This is a genomic window from Pseudomonas sp. HY7a-MNA-CIBAN-0227 (assembly GCF_040310325.1).
Taxonomy (GTDB): Bacteria; Pseudomonadota; Gammaproteobacteria; order Pseudomonadales; family Pseudomonadaceae; genus Aquipseudomonas.
The window spans coordinates 36337-57093 of sequence record NZ_JBEOPT010000023.1 but is presented as its reverse complement, the minus strand read 5'-3'; the positions used below and the strand labels follow the sequence as shown (position 1 = coordinate 57093).

General features: G+C 59.8%; 17 protein-coding genes and 4 pseudogenes. 10 read left to right on the top strand and 11 right to left on the bottom strand.

Going from position 1 to position 20757, the window contains the following annotated elements; all coding sequences use genetic code 11:
- Positions 1-77: 77 nt before the first annotated feature.
- Positions 78-497 (bottom strand): annotated as a pseudogene (locus AAEZ06_RS25490) (transporter substrate-binding domain-containing protein); the annotation flags it as partial.
- A 255-nt stretch (positions 498-752) separates the two neighbouring features.
- Between AAEZ06_RS25490 and AAEZ06_RS25485 the strand changes: the two are divergent.
- The 5 genes and pseudogenes from AAEZ06_RS25485 (at position 753) to AAEZ06_RS25470 (ending at position 4694) form a co-directional block, all read left to right on the top strand.
- Positions 753-2906 carry a TonB-dependent receptor family protein gene (locus AAEZ06_RS25485; protein ID WP_350616833.1) on the top strand — a complete coding sequence of 718 codons (2154 nt, stop codon included), beginning with the start codon at positions 753-755 and terminating at the stop codon, positions 2904-2906.
- A 104-nt stretch (positions 2907-3010) separates the two neighbouring features.
- A pseudogene (locus tag AAEZ06_RS28645) lies at positions 3011-3091 on the top strand (outer membrane lipoprotein carrier protein LolA); the annotation flags it as partial.
- A 207-nt stretch (positions 3092-3298) separates the two neighbouring features.
- Positions 3299-3628 carry a hypothetical protein gene (locus AAEZ06_RS25480; RefSeq protein ID WP_149413915.1) on the top strand — a complete coding sequence of 110 codons (330 nt, stop codon included), beginning with the start codon at positions 3299-3301 and terminating at the stop codon, positions 3626-3628.
- 125 nt (positions 3629-3753) lie between these two features.
- Positions 3754-4197: pseudogene (locus tag AAEZ06_RS25475) on the top strand (GNAT family N-acetyltransferase).
- Between the two features lie 248 nt (positions 4198-4445).
- Positions 4446-4694 (top strand): DUF1652 domain-containing protein, encoded by a 249-nt coding sequence (locus AAEZ06_RS25470; RefSeq protein ID WP_149413917.1) that lies wholly within the window; start codon positions 4446-4448, stop codon positions 4692-4694.
- Between the two features lie 53 nt (positions 4695-4747).
- Here the strand turns inward: AAEZ06_RS25470 and AAEZ06_RS25465 are convergent, their stop codons facing one another.
- A complete protein-coding gene (locus tag AAEZ06_RS25465; protein ID WP_350616830.1) occupies positions 4748-5110 on the bottom strand; it encodes an NUDIX hydrolase in 363 nt (120 codons plus the stop codon).
- A gap of 142 nt (positions 5111-5252) precedes the next feature.
- Here AAEZ06_RS25465 and AAEZ06_RS25460 point away from each other — a divergent pair, with 142 nt between their 5' ends.
- Positions 5253-6224, top strand: a complete 972-nt coding sequence (locus tag AAEZ06_RS25460) for a Gfo/Idh/MocA family protein (RefSeq protein WP_149413919.1) — start codon at positions 5253-5255, stop codon at positions 6222-6224.
- A 5-nt stretch (positions 6225-6229) separates the two neighbouring features.
- On the opposite strand, the gene tkt is transcribed toward AAEZ06_RS25460, so the two are convergent.
- A complete protein-coding gene (gene tkt / locus AAEZ06_RS25455) occupies positions 6230-8308 on the bottom strand; it encodes a transketolase (protein ID WP_350616827.1) in 2079 nt (692 codons plus the stop codon).
- A gap of 190 nt (positions 8309-8498) precedes the next feature.
- Here tkt and AAEZ06_RS25450 point away from each other — a divergent pair, with 190 nt between their 5' ends.
- Positions 8499-8726 (top strand): DUF465 domain-containing protein, encoded by a 228-nt coding sequence (locus AAEZ06_RS25450; RefSeq protein ID WP_149413921.1) that lies wholly within the window; start codon positions 8499-8501, stop codon positions 8724-8726.
- A 146-nt stretch (positions 8727-8872) separates the two neighbouring features.
- Here AAEZ06_RS25450 and hglS read toward each other — a convergent pair whose 3' ends face one another.
- Entirely contained in the window at positions 8873-10255 is a 1383-nt protein-coding gene (hglS, locus tag AAEZ06_RS25445) for a 2-oxoadipate dioxygenase/decarboxylase HglS (protein WP_149413922.1), read from the bottom strand.
- A 207-nt stretch (positions 10256-10462) separates the two neighbouring features.
- On the opposite strand from hglS, the gene AAEZ06_RS25440 reads away from it, so the two are divergent.
- Positions 10463-13099, top strand: coding sequence for an MGH1-like glycoside hydrolase domain-containing protein (locus AAEZ06_RS25440; protein WP_350616825.1), 2637 nt, complete (start codon positions 10463-10465; stop codon positions 13097-13099).
- Positions 13100-13153: 54 nt separating this feature from the next.
- On the opposite strand, the gene AAEZ06_RS25435 is transcribed toward AAEZ06_RS25440, so the two are convergent.
- Both AAEZ06_RS25435 and AAEZ06_RS25430 read right to left on the bottom strand, forming a co-directional pair.
- Positions 13154-13468, bottom strand: coding sequence for an SCP2 sterol-binding domain-containing protein (locus tag AAEZ06_RS25435; protein ID WP_149413924.1), 315 nt, complete (start codon positions 13466-13468; stop codon positions 13154-13156).
- 56 nt (positions 13469-13524) lie between these two features.
- Positions 13525-14235, bottom strand: coding sequence for a histidine phosphatase family protein (locus AAEZ06_RS25430; RefSeq protein ID WP_350616822.1), 711 nt, complete (start codon positions 14233-14235; stop codon positions 13525-13527).
- Positions 14236-14440: 205 nt separating this feature from the next.
- On the opposite strand from AAEZ06_RS25430, the gene sohB reads away from it, so the two are divergent.
- On the top strand, positions 14441-15463 hold the full coding sequence (gene sohB, locus AAEZ06_RS25425; protein WP_350616820.1) for a protease SohB: 1023 nt from the start codon (positions 14441-14443) through the stop codon (positions 15461-15463).
- A 517-nt stretch (positions 15464-15980) separates the two neighbouring features.
- On the opposite strand, the gene dhaL is transcribed toward sohB, so the two are convergent.
- From dhaL to AAEZ06_RS25405, 4 genes are read right to left on the bottom strand one after another with little or no spacing between them, the layout of a single operon-like run.
- A complete protein-coding gene (gene dhaL, locus AAEZ06_RS25420) occupies positions 15981-16625 on the bottom strand; it encodes a dihydroxyacetone kinase subunit DhaL (RefSeq protein ID WP_149413927.1) in 645 nt (214 codons plus the stop codon).
- A 3-nt stretch (positions 16626-16628) separates the two neighbouring features.
- On the bottom strand, positions 16629-17630 hold the full coding sequence (locus tag AAEZ06_RS25415; protein WP_149413928.1) for a dihydroxyacetone kinase subunit DhaK: 1002 nt from the start codon (positions 17628-17630) through the stop codon (positions 16629-16631).
- 40 nt (positions 17631-17670) lie between these two features.
- A complete protein-coding gene (locus tag AAEZ06_RS25410) occupies positions 17671-18786 on the bottom strand; it encodes an MDR/zinc-dependent alcohol dehydrogenase-like family protein (RefSeq protein ID WP_149413929.1) in 1116 nt (371 codons plus the stop codon).
- Positions 18787-18815: 29 nt separating this feature from the next.
- Positions 18816-19571: an SDR family oxidoreductase gene (locus AAEZ06_RS25405; RefSeq protein WP_149413930.1), complete on the bottom strand. Its 756-nt coding sequence runs from the start codon at positions 19569-19571 to the stop codon at positions 18816-18818.
- 55 nt (positions 19572-19626) lie between these two features.
- Here AAEZ06_RS25405 and AAEZ06_RS25400 point away from each other — a divergent pair.
- Positions 19627-19716, top strand: a pseudogene (locus tag AAEZ06_RS25400) (outer membrane lipoprotein carrier protein LolA); the annotation flags it as partial.
- An 11-nt stretch (positions 19717-19727) separates the two neighbouring features.
- On the opposite strand, the gene AAEZ06_RS25395 reads toward AAEZ06_RS25400, so the two are convergent.
- Positions 19728-20735, bottom strand: a complete 1008-nt coding sequence (locus AAEZ06_RS25395; protein ID WP_350616817.1) for a substrate-binding domain-containing protein — start codon at positions 20733-20735, stop codon at positions 19728-19730.
- Positions 20736-20757: the final 22 nt, after the last annotated feature.

The following is a 20757-nucleotide window of genomic DNA, read 5'->3' as shown; positions in this document are numbered from 1 at the left end:
GCGCAAGCGCTTGGGCTGGAAGACGCCGTACGAAGTGCATACAGGGGTGAGCGTTGCACTTATGTGTTGAATTCAGGCCCGGAAAGGTCGGCAGCCGACTTGATCGATTGTTCGTCGGCGTTGACCACGACCACCGCCGGGGAGGCGTAATACTCGACCGGAAAGTTGAACACTTGTGCCCGTGCGGCGCTGGGGGTCATGGAACAGATACACACGTCATAACGGCCTTGCCAGCGTCCTGCCGCGATCACTTCCCAGGACGGCGTCTCCAACTTCAACTTGACCCCAAGTTTCTCGGCAACGGCCTTGGCAACATCGACGTCGAATCCATCCAGTTGGTTTTGTTCGTTGAGAAAAGAGAAGGGCGGGTAGTTCTCCATCAGTACGCCGACCAACTGTTTGGATTGGGTGATGCGGTCCAGCGTCGGCCCGGCAAATACTGCCGGGCTCGCCAATAGCAGGGCCAGGCCCAAGGGAACAACAGGGCGTAAATTCATATGGACACCAAGGTAAGTTAATAGGCGTTTTTTATATTAAAACGCGATAACCAATTTATGTTTAATGATTTTATGTGCTGTTGAGTAGGGTTTTAGTTATATGTTTTTTAAACTGTTGCTCAGCCAACAGTGACTATAAGCAACCGATAAATACTGAGTGTGCATTTGTTAATTCGATTCTGGGCTTGGCGTGGGCTTGCGTGACCTGCCGATCAACCGGGTCTTCCAAGCTCAGACCTCATCAAGGATAGGCACATGCGCCTGCGACAACCTTTGCTTCTTCTCTGCCCTCGCCTGCTCGGCTTCGGCGCGGCCATGACCCTCAGCCAACTGGCCCCGGCCCAAGACTCTATAGGGACTCTCCAACTGGCCCCGGTCGAAGTGACCAGCACCGAAATCAGCGAGGGCGAAGCGGCCCAGGCGCAACTGAAAAATGTACCGGGCGCTACCAACTACATCGATCTCGATAGCGTCAAGCAAGGCCGGGTGAGCACCAACGAAGACGTGCTCAAATACCAGGCCGGTGTCTACGCCAAGGCGGCGAACAACGAGGGGGTGAAGATTTCCATTCGTGGTTCGGGGATCAATCGCGGCCCTGGTGGCCATGCGTCCGGGCTGTACGAGACCTTCGACGGCCTGCCACTGACCGGCCCTGGCGGCACGCCTTATGAGCTGAAGGACCCGTTGTGGCTCAGCCGGGTCGAAGTGCTGCGGGGCGCCAACGGTTTTGATCGCGGGGCGCTGGCGTTGGGCGGGACGATCAACTACGTCACCCGCACTGGCTACGATGCACCCAAGTTGCAAGTGCGCTATGAGGCCGGCAGCCATGGTTACGCTCAGCGGGAGATCAGTTCCGGGCAGGTGCTGGGCGATGCCGACTATTACATCAGCCTGACCGACTCCGAATACGACGGTTTTCAACACCAGAGCGCGGGCAGTGGCAAGGGCGTGGCGGCCAACGTTGGCTACCGCTTCAATCCCGACCTGGAAACCCGTTTCTACTTGCGCTACCGGGAAACCGCCAACGATAGCCCCGGCAAGTTGACCCGCCAGCAGATCAGCCATGACCCTCGCGCGGCTAACGCCCTCAACCAGGCCCGGGACTCCAAACGCCTGCAACCAGGCTCGACCTGGATCGCCAACAAGACCACCTTGCGTCTGGATGACAACGCCAGGATCGAGGCCGGACTGGTTTATCACGATTACCCGATGGACCTGCGCGAAGGCACCAACCGCCTCAAAGTTGCCTACACCGATATCAGCGGCACCTTGAATTACATTCGCCAGGACACCCTGTTCGGTCGCGACAGCAAGACCACTGTCGGCCTGCGTACCACCCAAGGCATGCCCAATAACGGCGCTTCTGAATATGTGCGGGTGCCGACCGACAAGACGGCCCCCTATGCTCCCGGCACCAAGACCCGCGACTATAGCTACCTGGGTTCCGACACCGTGCTGCATATCGGGAATGACCTTGAACTGGTGCCGGACCTTTGGCTGACCACCGGCCTTGCGGCGATCTATACCCGCCGGGAAACCGAGGTCACCTATCCGGATACCCATGCGCCCTTGAGCAAGCACGACTGGGATTACGCCCCCCGCGTCGGTTTGCGCTACGACTTCAACCCGCAACTACAGGTGTACGGCAACCTCAGCCGCTCGGTCGAGCCGCCCCATGCGTGGTCGATGATCTGGGGTTCCAACAAGTTTTTCCCGGATAAAAGTGATCCGGCCAGCGGCTTGGCGCGTGAAGGCGTGGACCTGCAAAACCAAACCGCAACCACCCTGGAAGTGGGCGGGCGCGGCGAAGAATGGTTTGGGCAATGGGACCTGGCGCTGTATCACTCCGAGGTGCGCCACGAGTTGCTTACCGTGGAAACCCAGGCCGCGAGCCCCACCCAATCTCAGGTGCTCGCCGAGTCAAATGCCAGCCCCACAATTCACCAAGGCATGGAGCTGAGCCTGATCAGCCCGCTGTGGGACGGTGGCAACACCGGCAAGCTCGCCCTGCGCCAGGCCTACACCTACAGCGATTTCCACTACCGCAACGATGACCGTTTTGACGACAACATGCTGCCGGGCATCCCCAAGCACTATTACCAGGCGCAACTGCGCTACAGCCATCCCACCGGTTTTTACACCAGCCTCAATGGCGAGCACTCGTCGCGGGTTGCAGTGGACTATGCCAACTCCTACTACGCGGCGGCCTACACGCTGCTGGGTGCAACCGTCGGCTACGACGCGCCCAAGCAGGACTGGCAAGCCTGGGTTGACCTGCGCAACCTCACCAACAAGCGTTATGCCAATACGATAACGCCGGGTTATGACGACAAGGGCCGCGACGTTGCACGCTCCACGCCCGGTGACGGCATGGGCGTGTACGCCGGGGTTTCATGGAGTTTGCGTTAAGGCCAGGCCTCTACCCGTTTTTTGAGAGTGCTGATATCTGTGGCAAGCCCTAATGCCGGTAAGTTAAGCGAAGGTGATCCACTGTAGGAGCGAGCTTGCTCGCGATGGTCGCTAACGATAACGCGGAAAACCTGGCACCCCGTGGGTGCCTCAAGTTTTTCGCGAGCAAGCTCGCTCCTACAATTCGGCATTAGGGCTTGCCCGCGCTGGGCTGCGCAGCAGGCCTGAAACCAGTCACCACGGACGGTCTGAAAAGTCGTAGTGACCTGATTGGGGGTACTTTGCGGCCCAGTGGGAGCAAACCCCTCGCACCGAAGGCAATTTGCTGGCCCCGCTGTTACAAAATAATCGCCAAAATCACTTTTATTTTCAGGTGGTTAGGTGGGGTTTAAATGCGCATTGTAACAAGCACGCTGATCGCCTTATCCCTGGCGGGCGGGGCTGTGTCTGCCCAGGCAAAAGAGCTGCGCGAGAACGATCGCTTCATGTGCAGTTGGGGGGCGGGCACGGCGGCAAGGGCCCAGGAACTGAAGTTGTCCGGCGTTTCGCTGTATGCCGCACGACAGAAGATTCAGACGTACAAGTTCAACAAGTCCTGGATGCACATGATGGCCATGGGCATTACCGAACAGACCTACGACAGCCCCTCGCGCCTCAAGCCACCGGTAATCCGCAAGAGTTTTTATGAGGAATGCGTCCGGTACAAACTGGCGCGTAAATGACCCGGCCGATTCAGTCGTGGCAGAAGGCGTGGTCGCCTAGCCCCTTACAAAACAACCACAATCATTGTGTTTATTTACCCTCGCGCCACTCCCTACAATCCAGCGTTTCAATGGAGGAGGTGGCTATGACGTCGGTCGTCAGGGTGGCAACGGTTGGGGATATTGAAGTGCTCTTCGAGATCCGCACCTCGGTGGTGCAGAACCATTTGAGTCGTGAGCAAATGACTGAGTTGGGCATAACCCCGTAAGTGCTGGCGGATAGCATCAATGAGTCGCCCTGTGCCTGGATCGCCGAGGTCCAAGGCAAGCCTGTGGCGTTTTCCATGGTGGATCTCGCTGAAGGCGAGGTATTTGCCATGTTTGTCCTGCCTGCTTATGAGAATCGCGGGCTGGGCCGGTTGTTGATGGCCGTGGCCGAGCAGGCGTTGTTCGAACACCACGAAGAGATTTCCCTCATCACCGATGGCCGGGGTGACGTCAGGGCCAACGGGTTTTACCAGCGACTCGGTTGGTCGGTCATCGATGACGTCGACGGTGACGACGTGCGTTACCAGAAGCGTAGGGCCTGAAGCTGCGGCGACACCGCTCAGTGCCCATATTCGATCTGCCGCTGGCCGTCATTGTCAGGAATCAAGTGCTTCCACCGGCATCGGATGAGAGGTCGCTACGTGGTTTTTTTGGCGCCATTGAACAGGCAGTTTTGCGAAATTGTGGGGTAGCTAACACTTTCGTACTAATTGTCCGCGCACGGTGTAAAAGCTCATCTAATCTAGACGGATAAAATCCGCCGAGTCAGGTCCCAGGAAGGGTGTCCAGCATGATCTCGATCGTTGAATTCAGTCGCATCATGGAGTCCGGCTTCCTGCCGCTTTCGTGTGACTGCACCCTGAGCAAGGACGGCTCGCTGCGGATTCGCATCTTTGAACCCGAGTCTGGGCGGGTGGACTTGCTGCTGACGGGTGTGTCCACCAACGTCCTGGACAGCATCCGCTCCATCTCCAATTTGATTGGCGAGCTGCGTACCGAAATCAAGGCCGGTCGCCGGGGTTTTGCGGCGGTGGGGTAGGGGGCGCAGAGCGTTCCAGGGCAATACTATCCGTAGCGTGTGCCTGGCGGCGCCTAGAGGCGGCGCAGAAAGGACCTGACAATACGCTTGGTGGCCTGCGTGGTATCCAGTTGGTCGATGTCTCCGTAGGCGTGCCACTGACAGTCGATGATTTCGCTGCGTGGCTGGGCTTCGTCGATGTTCACCACTGAAGCCTCAAACACGTGATGCACGGTGTTGTCCGCCGTCAACTCCTGCAGATACAGCAAGCCATCGACGTTCAGTCCGGTTTCTTCCTCCAGCTCACGAGCGGCCGCGCCGACCGGCTGTTCATTGCGCTCGACCTTGCCGCCTGGCAGCGCCCATTTCGATCTGGCCTTGCGCACGAAGAGGATGCGCCCTTCGTGTTCGCAGATGACTGTTGCCCGTATTTTCATCGTCTGTGCCCCTGCAGTTGGATGATTGTCATAAAAGTGTAATTCAATTGTCATGATGGATGTTTGAGGCGCAGGCTGGAGAGGACGTGGGAAAACGCAGATACTGCCCCACTGGAAAAAAACACGACGAAGAGGGATGCAGATGAACACCGTGCGCTGGGGCATGATCGGCTGTGGCAGTGTCACTGAGATCAAGAGTGGACCGGCATTCTACAAAGCGCCAGGTTCTGCCCTTGTGGCCGTGATGGGGCGCCGGGAGGAGGCGGTGCGCGATTATGCGGCACGCCATGGCATTACCCGGTTCTACACCAATGCCCAGGCGCTGATCGATGATCCCGAGGTGGACGCGGTGTACATCGCCACACCGCCCGACAATCACCTTGAATACAGCCTGCTGGTGGCCGCCGCTGGCAAGCATTGCTGTGTCGAAAAGCCCATGTCGTTGAACGCCGAGCAGAGTGTGCTGATGCAGCGCACGTTCGAGCGGGCAGACCTGCATTTGTTTGTCTCCTACTACAGGCGGTCGCTGCCGCGTTTTCAGCAAGTGCGGGACTGGCTGCTGGACGGGAAAATCGGCGAGTTGCGTCACCTCACCTGGACGTTGTGCAAGCCGCCGTCCCCGGCTGATGAGAGTGCAGGTAACTGGCGTACCGACCCTCAGGTCGCCGGTGGCGGTTATTTTGCTGACCTGGCCAGTCATGGCTTTGATCTGTTTCAGTTCCTGGCGGGGGACATTGTCGATGTTGCCGGTTTCAGTGCCCACCAGGCTGGGCGTTATGCGGCTGAAGATGCCGTGACCGCCAGTTGGCGTTTTGCTTCGGGGGCCCTGGGAATGGGCTGCTGGAACTTTGTTGCGGATCGGCGGGAGGATCGGGTCGAGTTGATCGGCAGCAAGGGGCGCATTACGTTTTCGGTGTTCGATGAGCAACCGTTGCGGCTTGACGGTGTGTTCAACCTGACCCTGGAGGTACCTAACCATGCGCATATCCAGTGGCATCACGTGCTGGGGATGAATGCACATATCCGGGGCGAGGCGCAGCATCCGGCGGTGGCGATCGAGGCGCTGAAGACGGATCGGATCATGGATCGGATTCTGGGCCGTAGTGTGGCCTAGCGAGGCTAGGTTGGCGGCAACACAGCCATAGCGTGTTGAATTTGCTCTTTAGCCAGCTTCACCACGTTTTCCACGGTAAACCCGAACCTGGCCTGCAGCTTGGTCAGCGGTGCCGAGGCGCCGAAGCGGTTCATCACCACCTTGGCCCCGGTCTGCCCCACATAACGATCCCATCCCAGGGGCCCAGCCTGTTCTACGACCACCCGCGCTTTCACCGCCGGCGGCAAGACACTGTCGCGATAGGCTTGGTCCTGCTCTTCAAACAGCTCCCAACTGGGCATCGACACCACCTGCGCTGTCACGCCATCAGCCGTCAGCTGTTCATAGGCGTCCACTGCCAGACTGACTTCGCTGCCGGTGGCGATCAGGATGACTTCGGGCTTCCCGGCGCCGGCCAGCACATAGGCGCCACGGGCCGTACCTGACGCCGCTGCGTATTTCGTGCGGTCCAGGGTCGGCAAGGCCTGGCGCGACAGTACCAGACAACTGGGCCGATGGGTCTGGGCCAGGGCGACTGTCCAAGCCTCCAGGGTTTCATTGGCATCCCCCGGACGCAGGGTCAGCAGCCCCGGCGTGGCGCGAAGTTGGCTTAGGTGCTCGATGGGCTGGTGGGTCGGGCCGTCTTCGCCGACGCCGATGGAGTCATGGGTAAACACGAAAATCACCGGCAGTTCCATGATCGCTGCCAGGCGAATCGGTGGCTTCATGTAGTCGCTGAACACCAGGAAGGTCGAGGTGTACGGGCGCAGATAGGACAGTGCCATGCCGTTGGCAATGGCGCCCATGGCGTGCTCGCGAATGCCGAAGTGCAGGTTGCGTCCACTGTAGTCCTCGGCACTGAACCGCCCGGCACCGTCGAAGGTCAGGTTGGTCTTGGTGGACGGCGACAGGTCTGCCGAACCGCCCAGCAACCAGGGAATCTGCTGGGCGAACGCGTTCAGCACCTCGCCACCCGAAGCGCGGCTGGCGACGCCTTTGGCATCACTGGCAAAACGGGGCAAGCCCTTCTGCCAATGCTCAGGCATTTCCCCGGTGCGCATCCGGCGCAGTTCGTCGGCCAGTTCTGGTTCGTGCTGTTCAAGATGGGCCAGGGTTTGTGTCCAGTGCTTGTACAAAGGCTGGCTGCGCTCCACGAGCGCATCACGCAACACGGTGCGCGCCTCATCAGGCACCAGGAAACTGGAATCCTGAGGCCAGCCATAGACGGCCTTGGTCAGGCGAATTTCCTCGTCCCCCAGGGGCTCGCCATGGGCAGCGGCGGTATTGTGCTTGTGGGGCGAGCCATAACCGATAACGCTATCGACCACGATCAAGGTCGGTGCGTCCGTATTGCGCTGGAACGTTTGCAGGGCGTTGCTCAGGGCCTGCAGGTTATTGGCGTCGGTCACGTGCAAGGTGTGCCAGCCGTAGGCCTGGAAGCGCTTGATCACGTCCTCGCTGAAGGCAAGCTCGGTATGGCCTTCGATGCTGATGGTGTTGTTGTCGTAGATCCAGCACAGGTTATCCAGCTTCAGGTGGCCGGCCATGGACGCGGCTTCGCTGCTGATGCCTTCCATCATGTCGCCGTCGCCGCACAGGGTGTAGACGTTGTAGTCGAACAGCACCTGGTCATCGCGGTTGAAACGCCGGGCCAGCCAACGCTCGGCCATGGCCATGCCGACGCTGTTGGCGCAGCCCTGGCCCAACGGCCCCGTGGTGGTTTCGACGCCGGTGGTCATGCGGTATTCGGGGTGGCCCGGGGTCTTGGAATCCATCTGCCTGAACTGCTTGATGTCATCCAGGCTGATGGCCGGGAGGCCGGAGCGTTTGCCGTGCTCGTCAATCTCCACCACGCCGGCCAGGTGCAGCAGCGAATACAGGAGCATCGAGGCATGACCCACCGACAACACGAAGCGGTCGCGGTTAGGCCAGTCGGCGTGTTCGGGGTGGTAGCGCAGGAAGCGGCTCCACAGGGTGTAACCCACCGGCGCGAGGCCCATGGGCGTGCCGGGATGGCCGGAGTTGGCCTTCTGCACGGCGTCCATGGCCAGGGTGCGAATGGTGTTGATGCATTGGGTGTCGCAAGCGTTGGCGGCGTGATTCATTGAACCGGTTCTCCCTCGGGTGGCGATCTACAGTGGAGGCCGCTGGGGAGTAAAGGTTTTATCCATCAACCTGTGCCGCGACGAACGGGAACGCAAACACGACAGGCTTAATCTCAAACATGACAAAAGCCCCTCGGATGGGCTAGCTTCAAAGTGTATTCAGTCATTGATCAACTTGCGGAGGTACTCCATGCCAGTGAAACACGACCTGTATCAGGACCTGGATCTCACCAAGGAAGACATTCAAAAACGCAGGGCGGACGACAAGTATCTGGATTCGCTGCTCCACCAATACGACAGTGCCGACAAAGAGGTGGTGGACTTTGAGTCATCCGGCGGCGTAGATGAAGAGCTAGAGAAACTGAAAAAGAAACGCTTGTTGGTCAAAGACAAGATCGTTAACCAACTCGGTTCCTGAGGGTCAAGAGGATCGCAAATATTTGTTCAGAATTGTTTGAAGGACAGCGGTGATACCGCTGTCCTATCATGCCAACCGTTCGCCCGACCCTGGGGTACGTTGACTGCGCATGGAATGCGTTGTGGCGTCGGGCGAACTCTTTCCCTTCACGCCAGTGCCGGCAACCCCAGCGCCGTGGCGCACTCAGCGAGCGAGCGTTGTTGGGTCTCGCCATACAGCTGCAGCTCATCAATAGTCCAGCGTCCCAGGGCCTTTTCAAATTCCGCCTGATTGGAGTTGGTCGCATAGTGAGTTTGTGCGGCATCCCCCAGGTTCGACTGGAAAATTCCCGCTGCACTTACCGGCAGGAAATCCTCATATACCAACGGCTCCACATCCACATGACCGGTCGCGATCAGTTCGCTGAGGCTGCATGACGGATCAGCTTGTGCTCCACGACCCTTGTCGGTGACGAAGTAGCGAAAGAACGCCAACCCTTGCTCACGCATCTGCCGATGATCATCCGGGAAGGCCTCGAAGTGCTGCGCCATCAGCTCGGTGTAGCGTGAGGCATTGGCTTCATTGGGAAATGCCCCCAAGTCATCGCGTGCAGCATTCAGCAGTTGGTCGTACAGCGCCCGGCCCTTGGGCGTCAGCGCCACGCCGCGCTGTTCGATCTCGCCGAAGCGTGCACTGTGACTGCCTTTGGCGTCAGTAAAGGTAATGGCTTCGTCCAATGCCTTGAAACTGGTCTGGCGCAACAGGATCGGGCATTGGCGCCGTGGTGGGCCTTCGATCACGGCCTTTGGTGTGATGCCTTTGCCGGGCATGGCGGCCTGCACCTGGTCGATGTCCAGGGTGCGCGGTGTCAGGTGGTTGATGTGCGGGCCCTTGAACGCCACCACATCGGCGACCAACCGGTGCTGATTGCTCAACTGCTGGTACTGGGCAGCGCTGACGGTGGCGGTGTGGTGCCAGCGAAAGGTTTCCAGGGCTTGTTGGATAAACTGGTCGGCGTCTGCCTGCTCAAGGCCGCCGTCGGCTTCACACTGCTCGATCAGCGCCAGGGCGCGAGGGGTGAAGATCGAGCGCTTGGCCAGTGCCGCCTGGGCAAAGGCGCGCAGTTCAGGGTTTTCGATCAGCTCCAGGCGTAGCAACGAGGTGAAGACCCGAAATGGGCTGGTCTGCAACGCGCTTTCATGCACGGCGCGAAAGGCCGTGGAATGCACCGGCACCCCGGCCGGGGTCAGGTCGTAGTAACCCACCGGCTGCATGCCCATCACTGCAAACAGACGGCTAATGGTCGCCAGTTCGAAGGCGGTGCCCAGGCGGATGGCGCCGTGGCGTTCCATGTCCAGGCGCTGGATTTCCCCGGTGCGCTGCAGTTGCCGCGCCAGGCCGGTGTCTGTCGCCAGCACCCGTGCATTGGTCTCGGCTACCAGTTCCATCAACGCGCCATACAGCGGCACTTCATCGCGATACATGTCGGACATGGCCTTGGAGAAGCCTTTGCGGATGTCGTCTGGGCTGACATGACGGGCGGTTGGCATAGAAAAATTCCTGGCAGCTGTTAGAAGGGCTTGGCCGTTTGCGCTGATTTTGTTGGGCGCCGCGATGCCTTGCAAACGAAGATTCCTCTGGACTTCATTCTGCAAATGAATGAGCTGAACCGGCGCTGAACTTGATTGTGTTCCCGTGCATCTGATCGACCGTGGGCTCTACACTGGCCCTTACCTCAGTGCGCGATGGAAGACTCGATGACGGCCAAGCCTTTGACGAACATTCTGCAAACGATTGAAGGCCAGCGCTTAGCTAAAGATGACGCCGAGCGCTGGCGCGACTGGGGCCCCTACCTCAGTGAGCGGCAATGGGGCACGGTGCGCGAGGATTACAGCGCCGATGGCGATGCCTGGCGCTACTTCCCCCACGAACACGCACGCAGCCGCGCCTATCGCTGGGGCGAGGATGGCCTGGCGGGTTTCAGCGACAAGGCGCAGCGCTGGTGCCTGGGCCTGGCGCTGTGGAACGAGCGCGATGGCATCATCAAGGAGCGCCTGTTCGGCCTCAACAATGCCGAGGGCAACCACGGCGAAGACGTCAAGGAACTGTACTTTTTCCTCGATGGCGTTCCCAGCCATGCCTACATGCGCATGCTCTACAAATACCCTCACGCCGCCTTTCCCTATGACGACCTGATCAGCGAAAACGCCCGCCGTGGCTTGGCGGATGCCGAATACGAAATCCTCGACACCGGGGTGTTCGAAGACAATCGCTATTGCGACGTCAGCGTCGAATACGCCAAGCACCAGCCCGACGACCTGTTTATGCGGGTGACCGTGCACAATCGTTCCGATCAGCCGACGCGCTTGCAGGTGATGCCGCAGGTGTGGGCGCGCAATGACTGGAGTTGGACGGCCGATGTACCCAAGCCCGAACTGCGTCTTGAGGGCGAGCGGGTGTTGGCGCGTCACCCTGAGTTGCTTGACCGCCACCTCAGTGCCTGGGGTCAGGACGGCGTCGAATGGCTGTTTTGCGAGAACGAAAGCAACTTCCCAATACTTGACGGGCAGCCGGCGCCGGGCCAGTTCAAGGACGGGATCAACGATTACGTGGTGGCCGGCGCTGAGACGGCGATTCGCCGGGACGCGGGGACCAAGGTCGCTGCCCGTTTTATCCTTGAGTTGGCGGGGCTGGAAAGCAAAACCTTATACCTGCGCTTTGCTCCGGTGGATGCGCCACAGGTCAACGCGCGCAAGCTGTTCGAGCAGCGCCGCCAGGAGACCGACGATTTCTATGCGACGCTACAACAGGGCATCGCCGACGATGACGCGCGCAATGTTCAGCGCCAGGCTCTGGCGGGGTTGCTGTGGTCCAAACAGCTGTATTACTTCGACGTCAAACAGTGGCTTGATGGCGATCCCGCCCAACCCGCACCGCCGCCCGAGCGCCTGCATATCCGTAATATTCATTGGCGGCACCTGTCCAACTTTGACATCGTCTCCATGCCCGACACCTGGGAGTACCCGTGGTACGCCTCCTGGGACCAGGGTTTCCAGGCGGTGGCCTTTGCCCTGATCGATCCTGGCTACGCAAAGCAGCAATTATTACTACTGGTGAAAGATCGCTTCATGCACCCCAACGGCCAATTGCCGGCCTACGAGTGGCGTTTCGACGATGCCAACCCGCCGGTCCATGCCTGGGCCAGTTGGCGGGTGTATCAGCAGGACAAGGCGTTGACCGGCGTGGGCGACCTGGACTTCCTGGAGCGGATCTTCCACAAGCTACTGCTGAATTTTTCCTGGTGGGTCAACCGCAAGGACGCCGAGGGCCGCAACCTGTTCCAGGGCGGGTTCCTGGGGCTGGATAATATCGCCTTGTTCGACCGCTCGGCCACGTTGCCCCCCGGCTATCAATTGGATCAGGCCGACGGCACCGCCTGGGTTGCTGCCTATGCCCTGGACCTGATGCGCATCGCCCTGGAACTGGCCAAGCGCAATGGCGTGTATGTCGACATTGCGGTGAAGTTCTTCGAGCACTTTCTTTACATTGCAGGCGCCATTAATCGGGTCGATGACAGCGCTGAAGGCCTGTGGGATGAGCACGACCAGTTTTTCTATGACGTGCTGCACCGCCCCGACGGCCACAGCGAGCCGGTACGCCTGCGCTCCATCGTCGGCTTGATGCCGCTGTTTGCCGTGCTGGTGCTGGAGCAGCACGAGCATGAAGGGCTGGAAGGGTTGCGCGAGCGCTTGCTGGGCTTTATGAGGCATCGGCCGGATTTGGCCAAGCTGGTGTCGCGCTGGAACGAGCCGGGGCAGGGCAATCGCCTGTTGCTGGCGTTGCTGCGGGGTGAGCGGACCAAGGATTTGCTCAAGCGCATGCTCGATGACACGGAGTTCCTCTCGGCTTTTGGTGTGCGTTCACTGTCCAAGTCATACGCCGAGCAGCCGCTGGCGCTGAAGATGAATGGCGATACGTTGTGTGCCCGCTATGAGCCGGCGGAGTCCGACTCGCGGCTGTACGGCGGTAACTCCAACTGGCGTGGGCCGTTGTGGATGCCGGTCAACTACATGTTGATTGAGTCGCTGCGCGAATTTCACCGCTATTACGATGACAATTTTTCCGTGGAATACCCGACGGGCAGCGGTTATCTATCCTCTCTGGAAGAGGTGGCCGACAGCCTCAGCCAACGCCTGACGCGACTGTTTTTGCGGGATGAAAATGGCTTGCGCCCGTCGATGGCGAGTTACCCGCAATTGGAGGCAGACCCGCACAGCCGTGACATGGTGTTGTTTCATGAGTACTTTCATGGCGAAACCGGGCGTGGTTTGGGGGCTTCGCATCAGACGGGGTGGAGTGCGTTGGTGGCGTTGCTGTTGCAGCCCAGGGTCTGAAATGAAAAATCCCGCCAGAAGGCGGGATTGGTCTATCCAGGGTTTCCCCTTGGATCAGGCCGGGAACAGCTCGCTCAGCTTCATCGCCAGCATCATGTCGCCTTCGGCGCGCAGTTTGCCGCCCATGAAAGCCTGCATGCCGTCGGTGGAACCGTCGACGATGCCTTTCATGGTCTCGGCGTCCATGACCAGGGTCACTTGGGCGTCGTCATTTACGCCTTCTTTCAGTACGCAGGTGCTGTCCTTGACGATCAGCGAGAAGTTCTCGGTCTCGTCGATACGGAAACCGAACACCAGGTCCAGGCCGGCAGCAGCGGCTGGGTTGAATTTGGCTTTCATTGCTTCTACGGCTTTAGCTACGTCAGTCATGGTTCGATCCTTTTATGGGTGATTCCAGCGACCCAGGGGTCACGGTTGGCCGCAGCTCATCGGAAAGTGATGAGCTGCGGCGCCTTCAACAGTTGCAAGTGGGTATGGCTGTTGAAGGAAGCCAGTGCCACCTCGCGACCACGGAACTTCAAGTGGTTGAGCGAGGTGTTAACGATTTGCCAGTTCAATTCGAAGGCCTGGGTGGCAGGCATTCGGGTAATCAGGTGGAGCAGGGCGGTGATGGTGCCGCCGGAGGTAAACACGGCGATCTTGTCGCGGTTATCGGCGGCTTCAAGGATGCGTTGCAAGCCCCCCTGGACGCGTTCGATAAACCCCAGCCAGCTTTCCAGGCCCGGTGGATCATAAGTGCCGGCGAGCCAGCGTTCGATGATCAGGGCGAAGATGCGCTGGAATTCACTGCGGTTTTGCGCGGCATTGCGCAGGATATCCAGGGCTTCGGGTTCGCTATTGAGCAGGTCAGGGAGCAGGGCCCGGATGATGGCGTCGGCGTCGAATTCGTTGAAGGCACTGTCGATTTCCAGGGTAGGAACTGAAAGGCCGAGGGCGCTGAATTGTTCGAAGGCGCTGGTCGCGGTGTGCTGCTGGCGGCGCAAGTCACCCGAAACACAGCGGTCGAAGGTCAGCCCCAGTTCTGCCAGGTGGCTGCCCAATACTTGCGCCTGCTGCACACCAATGGGCGACAGCACGTCATAGTCGTCTGCACCGAAGGAGGCCTGGCCATGTCGAATCAAATAGATGCTGCCCACGTCCGTTCACCCGGTACGTTGAAAGTCTGGCGAGGTTATGAGGATGCCGAGAAGCTGTCAATGAAAAAACATACGCTTGTTTTAAAAGCTCGTTAGAGGCCCGCTACAAGTGGTTTCATCACTGGCTCCCCGGCAGTCCCGTCGGTATGCTTGGGCAATCCGCGCCCGCACTTGACAGAGGGCGCGCCGCATTTAAGGAGTTGCTGTGGATTTCCTTGCTGAGTACGCAAGTTTTCTGGCTAAAACCGTCACCCTGGTGGTTGCCATTCTGGTGGTCTTGATCAGTTTTGCTGCGCTGCGCAGCAAAGGCCGGCGCAAGAATGCCGGCCAGTTGCAGGTCAGCAAGCTCAATGATTTCTACAAGGGCCTGCGTGAGCGCCTGGAGCAGAACTTGCTGGACAAGGATCAACTCAAGGCCCTGCGCAAGTCTGAAAGCAAGGCCGAAAAGAAGACCAAGAAAAATCCTGAAGCCAAGCCTCGGGTGTTCGTGCTGGATTTCGACGGCGACATCAAGGCCTCGGCCACCGAAAGCCTGCGTCATGAAATAACCGCGCTGTTGAGCCTGGCCACGCCCAAGGACGAAGTGGTGCTGCGCCTGGAAAGCGGCGGCGGCATGGTCCACAGCTACGGCCTGGCCTCTTCGCAACTGGCGCGGATTCGCCAGGCGGGCGTGCCGTTGACCGTGTGTATCGACAAGGTCGCGGCCAGCGGCGGCTACATGATGGCGTGCATCGGCGAGAAGATCATCAGCGCGCCGTTTGCCATCCTTGGCTCCATTGGCGTCGTAGCGCAGTTGCCCAACGTCAACCGCTTGCTGAAAAAGCACGACATCGACTTCGAAGTGCTGACTGCCGGCGAATACAAACGCACCTTGACGGTGTTTGGCGAAAACACCGAGAAGGGCCGGGAAAAGTTCCAGGAAGACCTGGACATCACCCACCAACTGTTCAAGAATTTCGTTTCCCGCTACCGCCCGCAACTGGCCATTGATGACGTGGCCACCGGCGAAGTCTGGCTCGGCGTCGCGGCGCTGGACAAACAACTGGTGGACGAACTGCAAACCAGCGACGAATACCTGTCCACTCGGGCCAAGACAGCCGAGCTGTACCACCTACACTATGCCGAGCGCAAAAGCCTGCAAGAGCGGGTTGGCCTGGCAGCCAGTGGCTCGGTGGACCGATTGCTGCTGACCTGGTGGAGCCGCTTGACCCAGCAGCGCTTCTGGTAATACGGATCAAGGGTGCGCAGGCCTCGATGAGGCCTGCGGCACTGCTGGTATTGGATGCCTCATCAACGACCCCACCACCAACGCCCCCAGCAAGCCCAACAACCCGCCACACAACACGTTCGGCTGGAGGCGTGTAGGGAAGCAGTTCCAGTCTGCACGAGCGCTTGCTCGATCCAGTCAGGGTCAATCAGGCGGGTGAAACGGTCGAAAGAGGAAGGAGTCAGGTTGGTGGCTTCTTGAAGAGAAAGCTGAAGTGACATCAACCGGCCTAACAGAAAATAAGCGCGCTTCTACAATTGGCTGTGTTGTGTGTCAATTCAGGATGAGCGCTGTCCTGTGGCGAGCGGGCTTGCCCGCGTTGGGCTGCGTAGCGGCCCCCAAACCAGCAGCCTAGGTCGATCAGAGACACCAAAGCGACCGGCCAGGGAGCGCTTCGCACTCCAACGGGAGCAAGCTCCCTCGCCACAGATATAAGCACTCACAAAAAGAAGTGTAGAAACCAATGCTGCAATGGGTGCTATACCAGCCTGGGCTCAATGGAGTCCGCCAGCCTTGTCAGTATCAAGCAGCACGATACGGCCCCGGCATCCAGTACCCCCAACGAACGCTCACCCAACCGGCTGGCTCGACCAATCCTGGCCACCAGATCCTTGGTCGAATCACGCCCCTGTGAGGCGGCGCTTTTCATCGCATCGAGCGCGTCGTTGAAGGACGCGCCCGCCGCGTGGGCCTGCTCAAACGCCTCCACCGCCGGAATCAAGGTGTCCATCAAGCACTTGTCACCCACACCTGCTTCAGTGATGTCCTGCAATGAGGTCAGCCCACCGCGCAGCAAGTGGGCGAAGGTGACAGCATCAATGTCGTCACTGCCCCGCACTTCATCCGCCATGCCGATAAACAGGCTGCCATACAGCGGCCCCATGGAGCCGCCGATGCCTTCCATCAGGCTCAGGGTCAACTCATCCAGCGCCTCGGCCAGGGTCAGTTGCAGGCCTTCAATTGTGCGGCCGCAATGGGCAAAGCCCTTGGCCATGTTGATGCCGTGGTCGCCATCGCCGATGGCGCCGTCGACTTCACTGAGGTATTCGCGGTTGGCGACGATCACGCTCACCAGGTCGGCGACGATGGCGCTGCCGTCGTGGGTGGAGAAATGCTGGCTCATGGTTTATTCCGCCTGGGTCATGCCGATGGAGCGGCAAGGTTGGTCGATCAGGGTTTTCAGTTCGGCGTCCAGGCCCAGCAGGGTCAGGGTCACGCCCATCATTTCCAGGGAGGTGAAGTAGTTGCCGACGTAGCAGCGATGGATCTTCAAACCCTTGGTGGTGAGTTGACGCTCGACCTCGGCGTAGAAAATGTACAGCTCCATCACGGGCGTCGCGCCCAGGCCGGAGACCAGTACCACGACGCTGTCGTCCTGGCTGAAGTCACGGTCGGCAAGGATCGGCGCCAGCATCCGTTCAGCCATGGCGGCGGCGGACTCGATGGCGATCACTTCGATGCCGGGTTCGCCGTGGTGGCCGATGCCCAGTTCCATCTTGCCGTCCGGGATCTGGAAGTTGGGCTTGCCCACCGCCGCAATGGTGCACGGCGTCAAGCCGATGCCGATGGAGCGGCAATGATCAACGGCTTTCTGGGCGACGCGAATCACCCCGTCGAGGTCGTAGTGTTGTGCGGCGGCGGCACCGCCGACTTTCCACATGAAGATTTCCCCGGCCACCCCGCGTCTCTTGGCAATGTCGACCTTGGGCGCCGAGGCTACGTCGTCGTTGGCGACCACGGTGCGGATTTGCATGTCTTTGCTGGCGGCCATTTTCATCGCCAGTTTCACGTTCATATTGTCGCCGGCGTAGTTGCCGTACAGGCAGGCCACGCCAGCACCGTGGTCGGCGGCGCGGAAAGCGTCGAAGAAGCTTTTGGCGGTGGGCGAGGAGAAGATCTCACCGACGGCCACGGCGTCTACCAGGCCGGGACCGACATAGCCGAGGAAGGCCGGTTCATGGCCGGAGCCGCCGCCGGTGACGATGCCCACGCGGCCCTGTGGAGACGGCTTGGTCTTGCCGATCACCCGTGGATTGGTTTCGTATTGGCGCAGCTCGGGATGCGCGACCAGAATGCCGCGCAGCATGTCCTCGACTACTTGGTCCGGATCGTTTATCACTCGATTCATAACGCGGTTTCCTGTGTTCTTTTTATAAGGATTGGGCTGCTCACGGTTCCAATACCACTTTAAGCGACTTGTCCCCGCGCTCCATCACCGCAAACGCTTCCTTGAACTGTGCCAGTGGGAATTTGTGGGTCACCACGTCGCGCATGTCAATCTTGCGGTTGCCGATAAAGTCGATGGCTCGTGGGTACATGTACGGTCCCAGGTGCGAACCCAGCACGTCCAGTTCCTTGCGGTCGCCGATGATCGACCAATCCACCGTGGCCTCGTCGTTGAACACGCTGAATTCGACGAAACGTCCCAGCTTGCGCAGCATCGCCAGGCCCTGGTTCACCGCCTTGTGGTGCCCGGTGGCCTCAATATAAATGTCACAACCGTAGCCTTCGGTGATCTCGCGAATCTTCGCCAGCACGTCGACTTCGGCCGGGTTCCAGACTTCGTCGGCGCCCATGCGCAGGGCCAGTTCGGCGCGCTCGGGTTTCATGTCGAGGACGATTAGTTTTTTCGGATTGCGCATGCGCACCGCACCGATGATCCCCAGGCCCAGGGTGCCGGCGCCGGCCACCACCACAATGTCGTCGAAATCGACATTGGCCCGTTCCGCCGCGTGCAGCGAGCAAGCCAGGGGCTCAATGAGGATGGCTTCGTCCGGGGCGATGGAGTCCGGGACATGGTGGATGATGCCTTCCTTGGTGAAGATCATGTATTGGGCCATGGCGCCCTGGACGTTGTTCTGGAAACCGTAAAGGTCATGTTTCTGGCACATCCAGTACTGGCCGTGGTTGCAGAAACGGCAGCCCCAGCACGGCACGATCTGCTCGGAGATCACCCGGTCACCGACCTTCACGCCACGCTTTTCTGCGCCAGGGCCAAGGGCGACTACGCGGCAGACAAATTCATGGCCGGGAATCATTGGCGGTTTGACGTAGCGTGGCTGCTCGGCATCGCCCCAGAACGACGGCGCACCGCGATAGGTCTTGATGTCGCCCATGCAGATGCCACACAGCTCGACCTTGGTGAGGATCTCGTCGGGGCCGGGCGTTGGCACGTCGACGGTTTCCAGGCGGTAGTCTTCCGGGCCGTAGCAGACCACGGCCTGCATGGTGGCGGGGATCACCGGGTTGAGTTGCTCGGGGGTGCGTTCGGTAACGGTGGACATAACGATAAACCTCACGACAAAAAATTGAATTACTGAATGCTGTAGCCGCCGTCGATCACCACGTTTTCACCGGTGATCATCTTCGCGGCGTCGCTGAGCAGGTACAGCGCCAGCCCGGCGATTTCTTCCGGCTGGGCAAAACGGCCCGCAGGGATCTGCAATTTGGCCAGCTCCCCCAGTTCGCCGGCCCAGGCTTTCTTGCCCAGGGCGGTCTCGACGATGGTGGGGGAGATGGCGTTGACGTTGATCTGCGGTGCCCATTCCATGGCCAGGACTTTGGTCATGCCGACGATGGCGGCTTTGCTGGCGCAGTAGGCGACGTGACGGTCCAGGCCGATCACTGCGGCTTGGGACGCGAGGTTGACGATGCGTCCGCTGCCTTGGGCGAGCATGTGCCTGGCGCAGGCCTGGGCCACAAAGAAGCTGGCCTTGAGGTTGATATCGAGGGTGGTGTCCCAGGCGTTTTCGCTGACGTCCAGGGCCTTGTCCAGCAGGGCGACGCCGGCGCTGTTGACCAGGTAATCAATGCGTTTGAAGTGCTCGAACACGTAGTCGACGGAGCTTTGCACCTGGTCCAGTTGGCGCAGGTCGACAGCGATGCCGATATGCCCGGCACCGAGGCTGGCGGCGACTTCGGCCACGGCCGGGTCGCGGTCCAGCAGCGCTACCCGCGCCCCGCGCTCCACCAGCAGGCTGGCACAGGCCAGACCGATCCCGGCGGCCCCGCCGGTGATCACGGCGCAGCGGCCGGTAAGGTCGAAGGCCTGATTCCAGAATCCAGACATGAACATGACTCCTGTGTTGTGGGCTTTCTGTAGGAGCGAGGGGGACGCCTAGTTCTTGCTCGCGAAGGTCGTTAAGGATGACGCGGGAAGCCTGGTACCCCACTGCGCTCTCAGGTTCTTCGCGAGCAAGCTCGCTCCTACAGTGGATCGCGGGTGTTATTTGGTGCCACTGACCTGCTGATACAGTGCATCCGCATTGGCATTGGTCACTGGCACCCACGGCAGGATGTAGTTCTTGTCGGTACCGTCGCCCCATTTCACGTCCTTGGCATAGCGCTCCCAGATCACCGACTGCGGTTTGTAATCCTTGCCGGCCAGCGCGCGCAGGGCGACATCGAGGGCGCCTTGCGACTGGGCCTGGGCGTCTTGCAGGAAGGTGGTGACTTCGTCTTTCTTTGCTGCCTGGATTGCATCCGGCATACCGTCGATAGAGGTGACGGGCACATCCTTGGATGACAAACCATGGGATTTCAGCGCCTGCACGGCGCCGAGGGCCATGTCGTCGTTCTGCGCGATCACCCCGTTGATGCCTTTGGGGTGAGCGTTCAGCCAGTCTTCAGTCAGCGCCAGGGCCTGGGCACGGTCCCAGTTGGCGGTCTTCTTCTCGATGATCTTGATGTCGGGGTGCTTGCCGAGCACTTCCAGTTCACCCTTTTCCCGGTCGATCTGCGCCGACTGGCCAATCGGGCCCTGGATGATCACCACGTTGCCCTTACCCTTGAGCTTGTCGACCATGGCCTGGGCCTGGAGGCGACCGCCCTCCACGTCGTCGTTGCCCACATAAGGCACGTTGGCGTCGGCGACCTTGGTGTTGGAGGCGATGACCACCACATCGCTGGCCATGGCCTGTTTCACCGTGCCGACGCCAGCCTTGGTGTCGATCGGCACAAACAGGATTGCGTCGTAGTGCTGGGTCACCATGTTTTCAATCTGGTTGTTCTGGGTCAGCGCGTCGTAGTTGCCATCGAATACGGTTAACTGCACGGTGCCGTCCTTGACCGCTGGGTGCTCCTTCAATTCACGGACCCAATTCTGCATGAACTGGCCCTTGAGCCCGTACACAGCAGCGCCGATTTTGTAGGTCTTGCCATCGGCGGCCAGGGCGATGCTGCTGGCGAGCAGGGAGAGGGCCGCAACAGCGGCAAAGGATGTAGCGAATTTCATGATGAGAACTCCGTTTATTGTT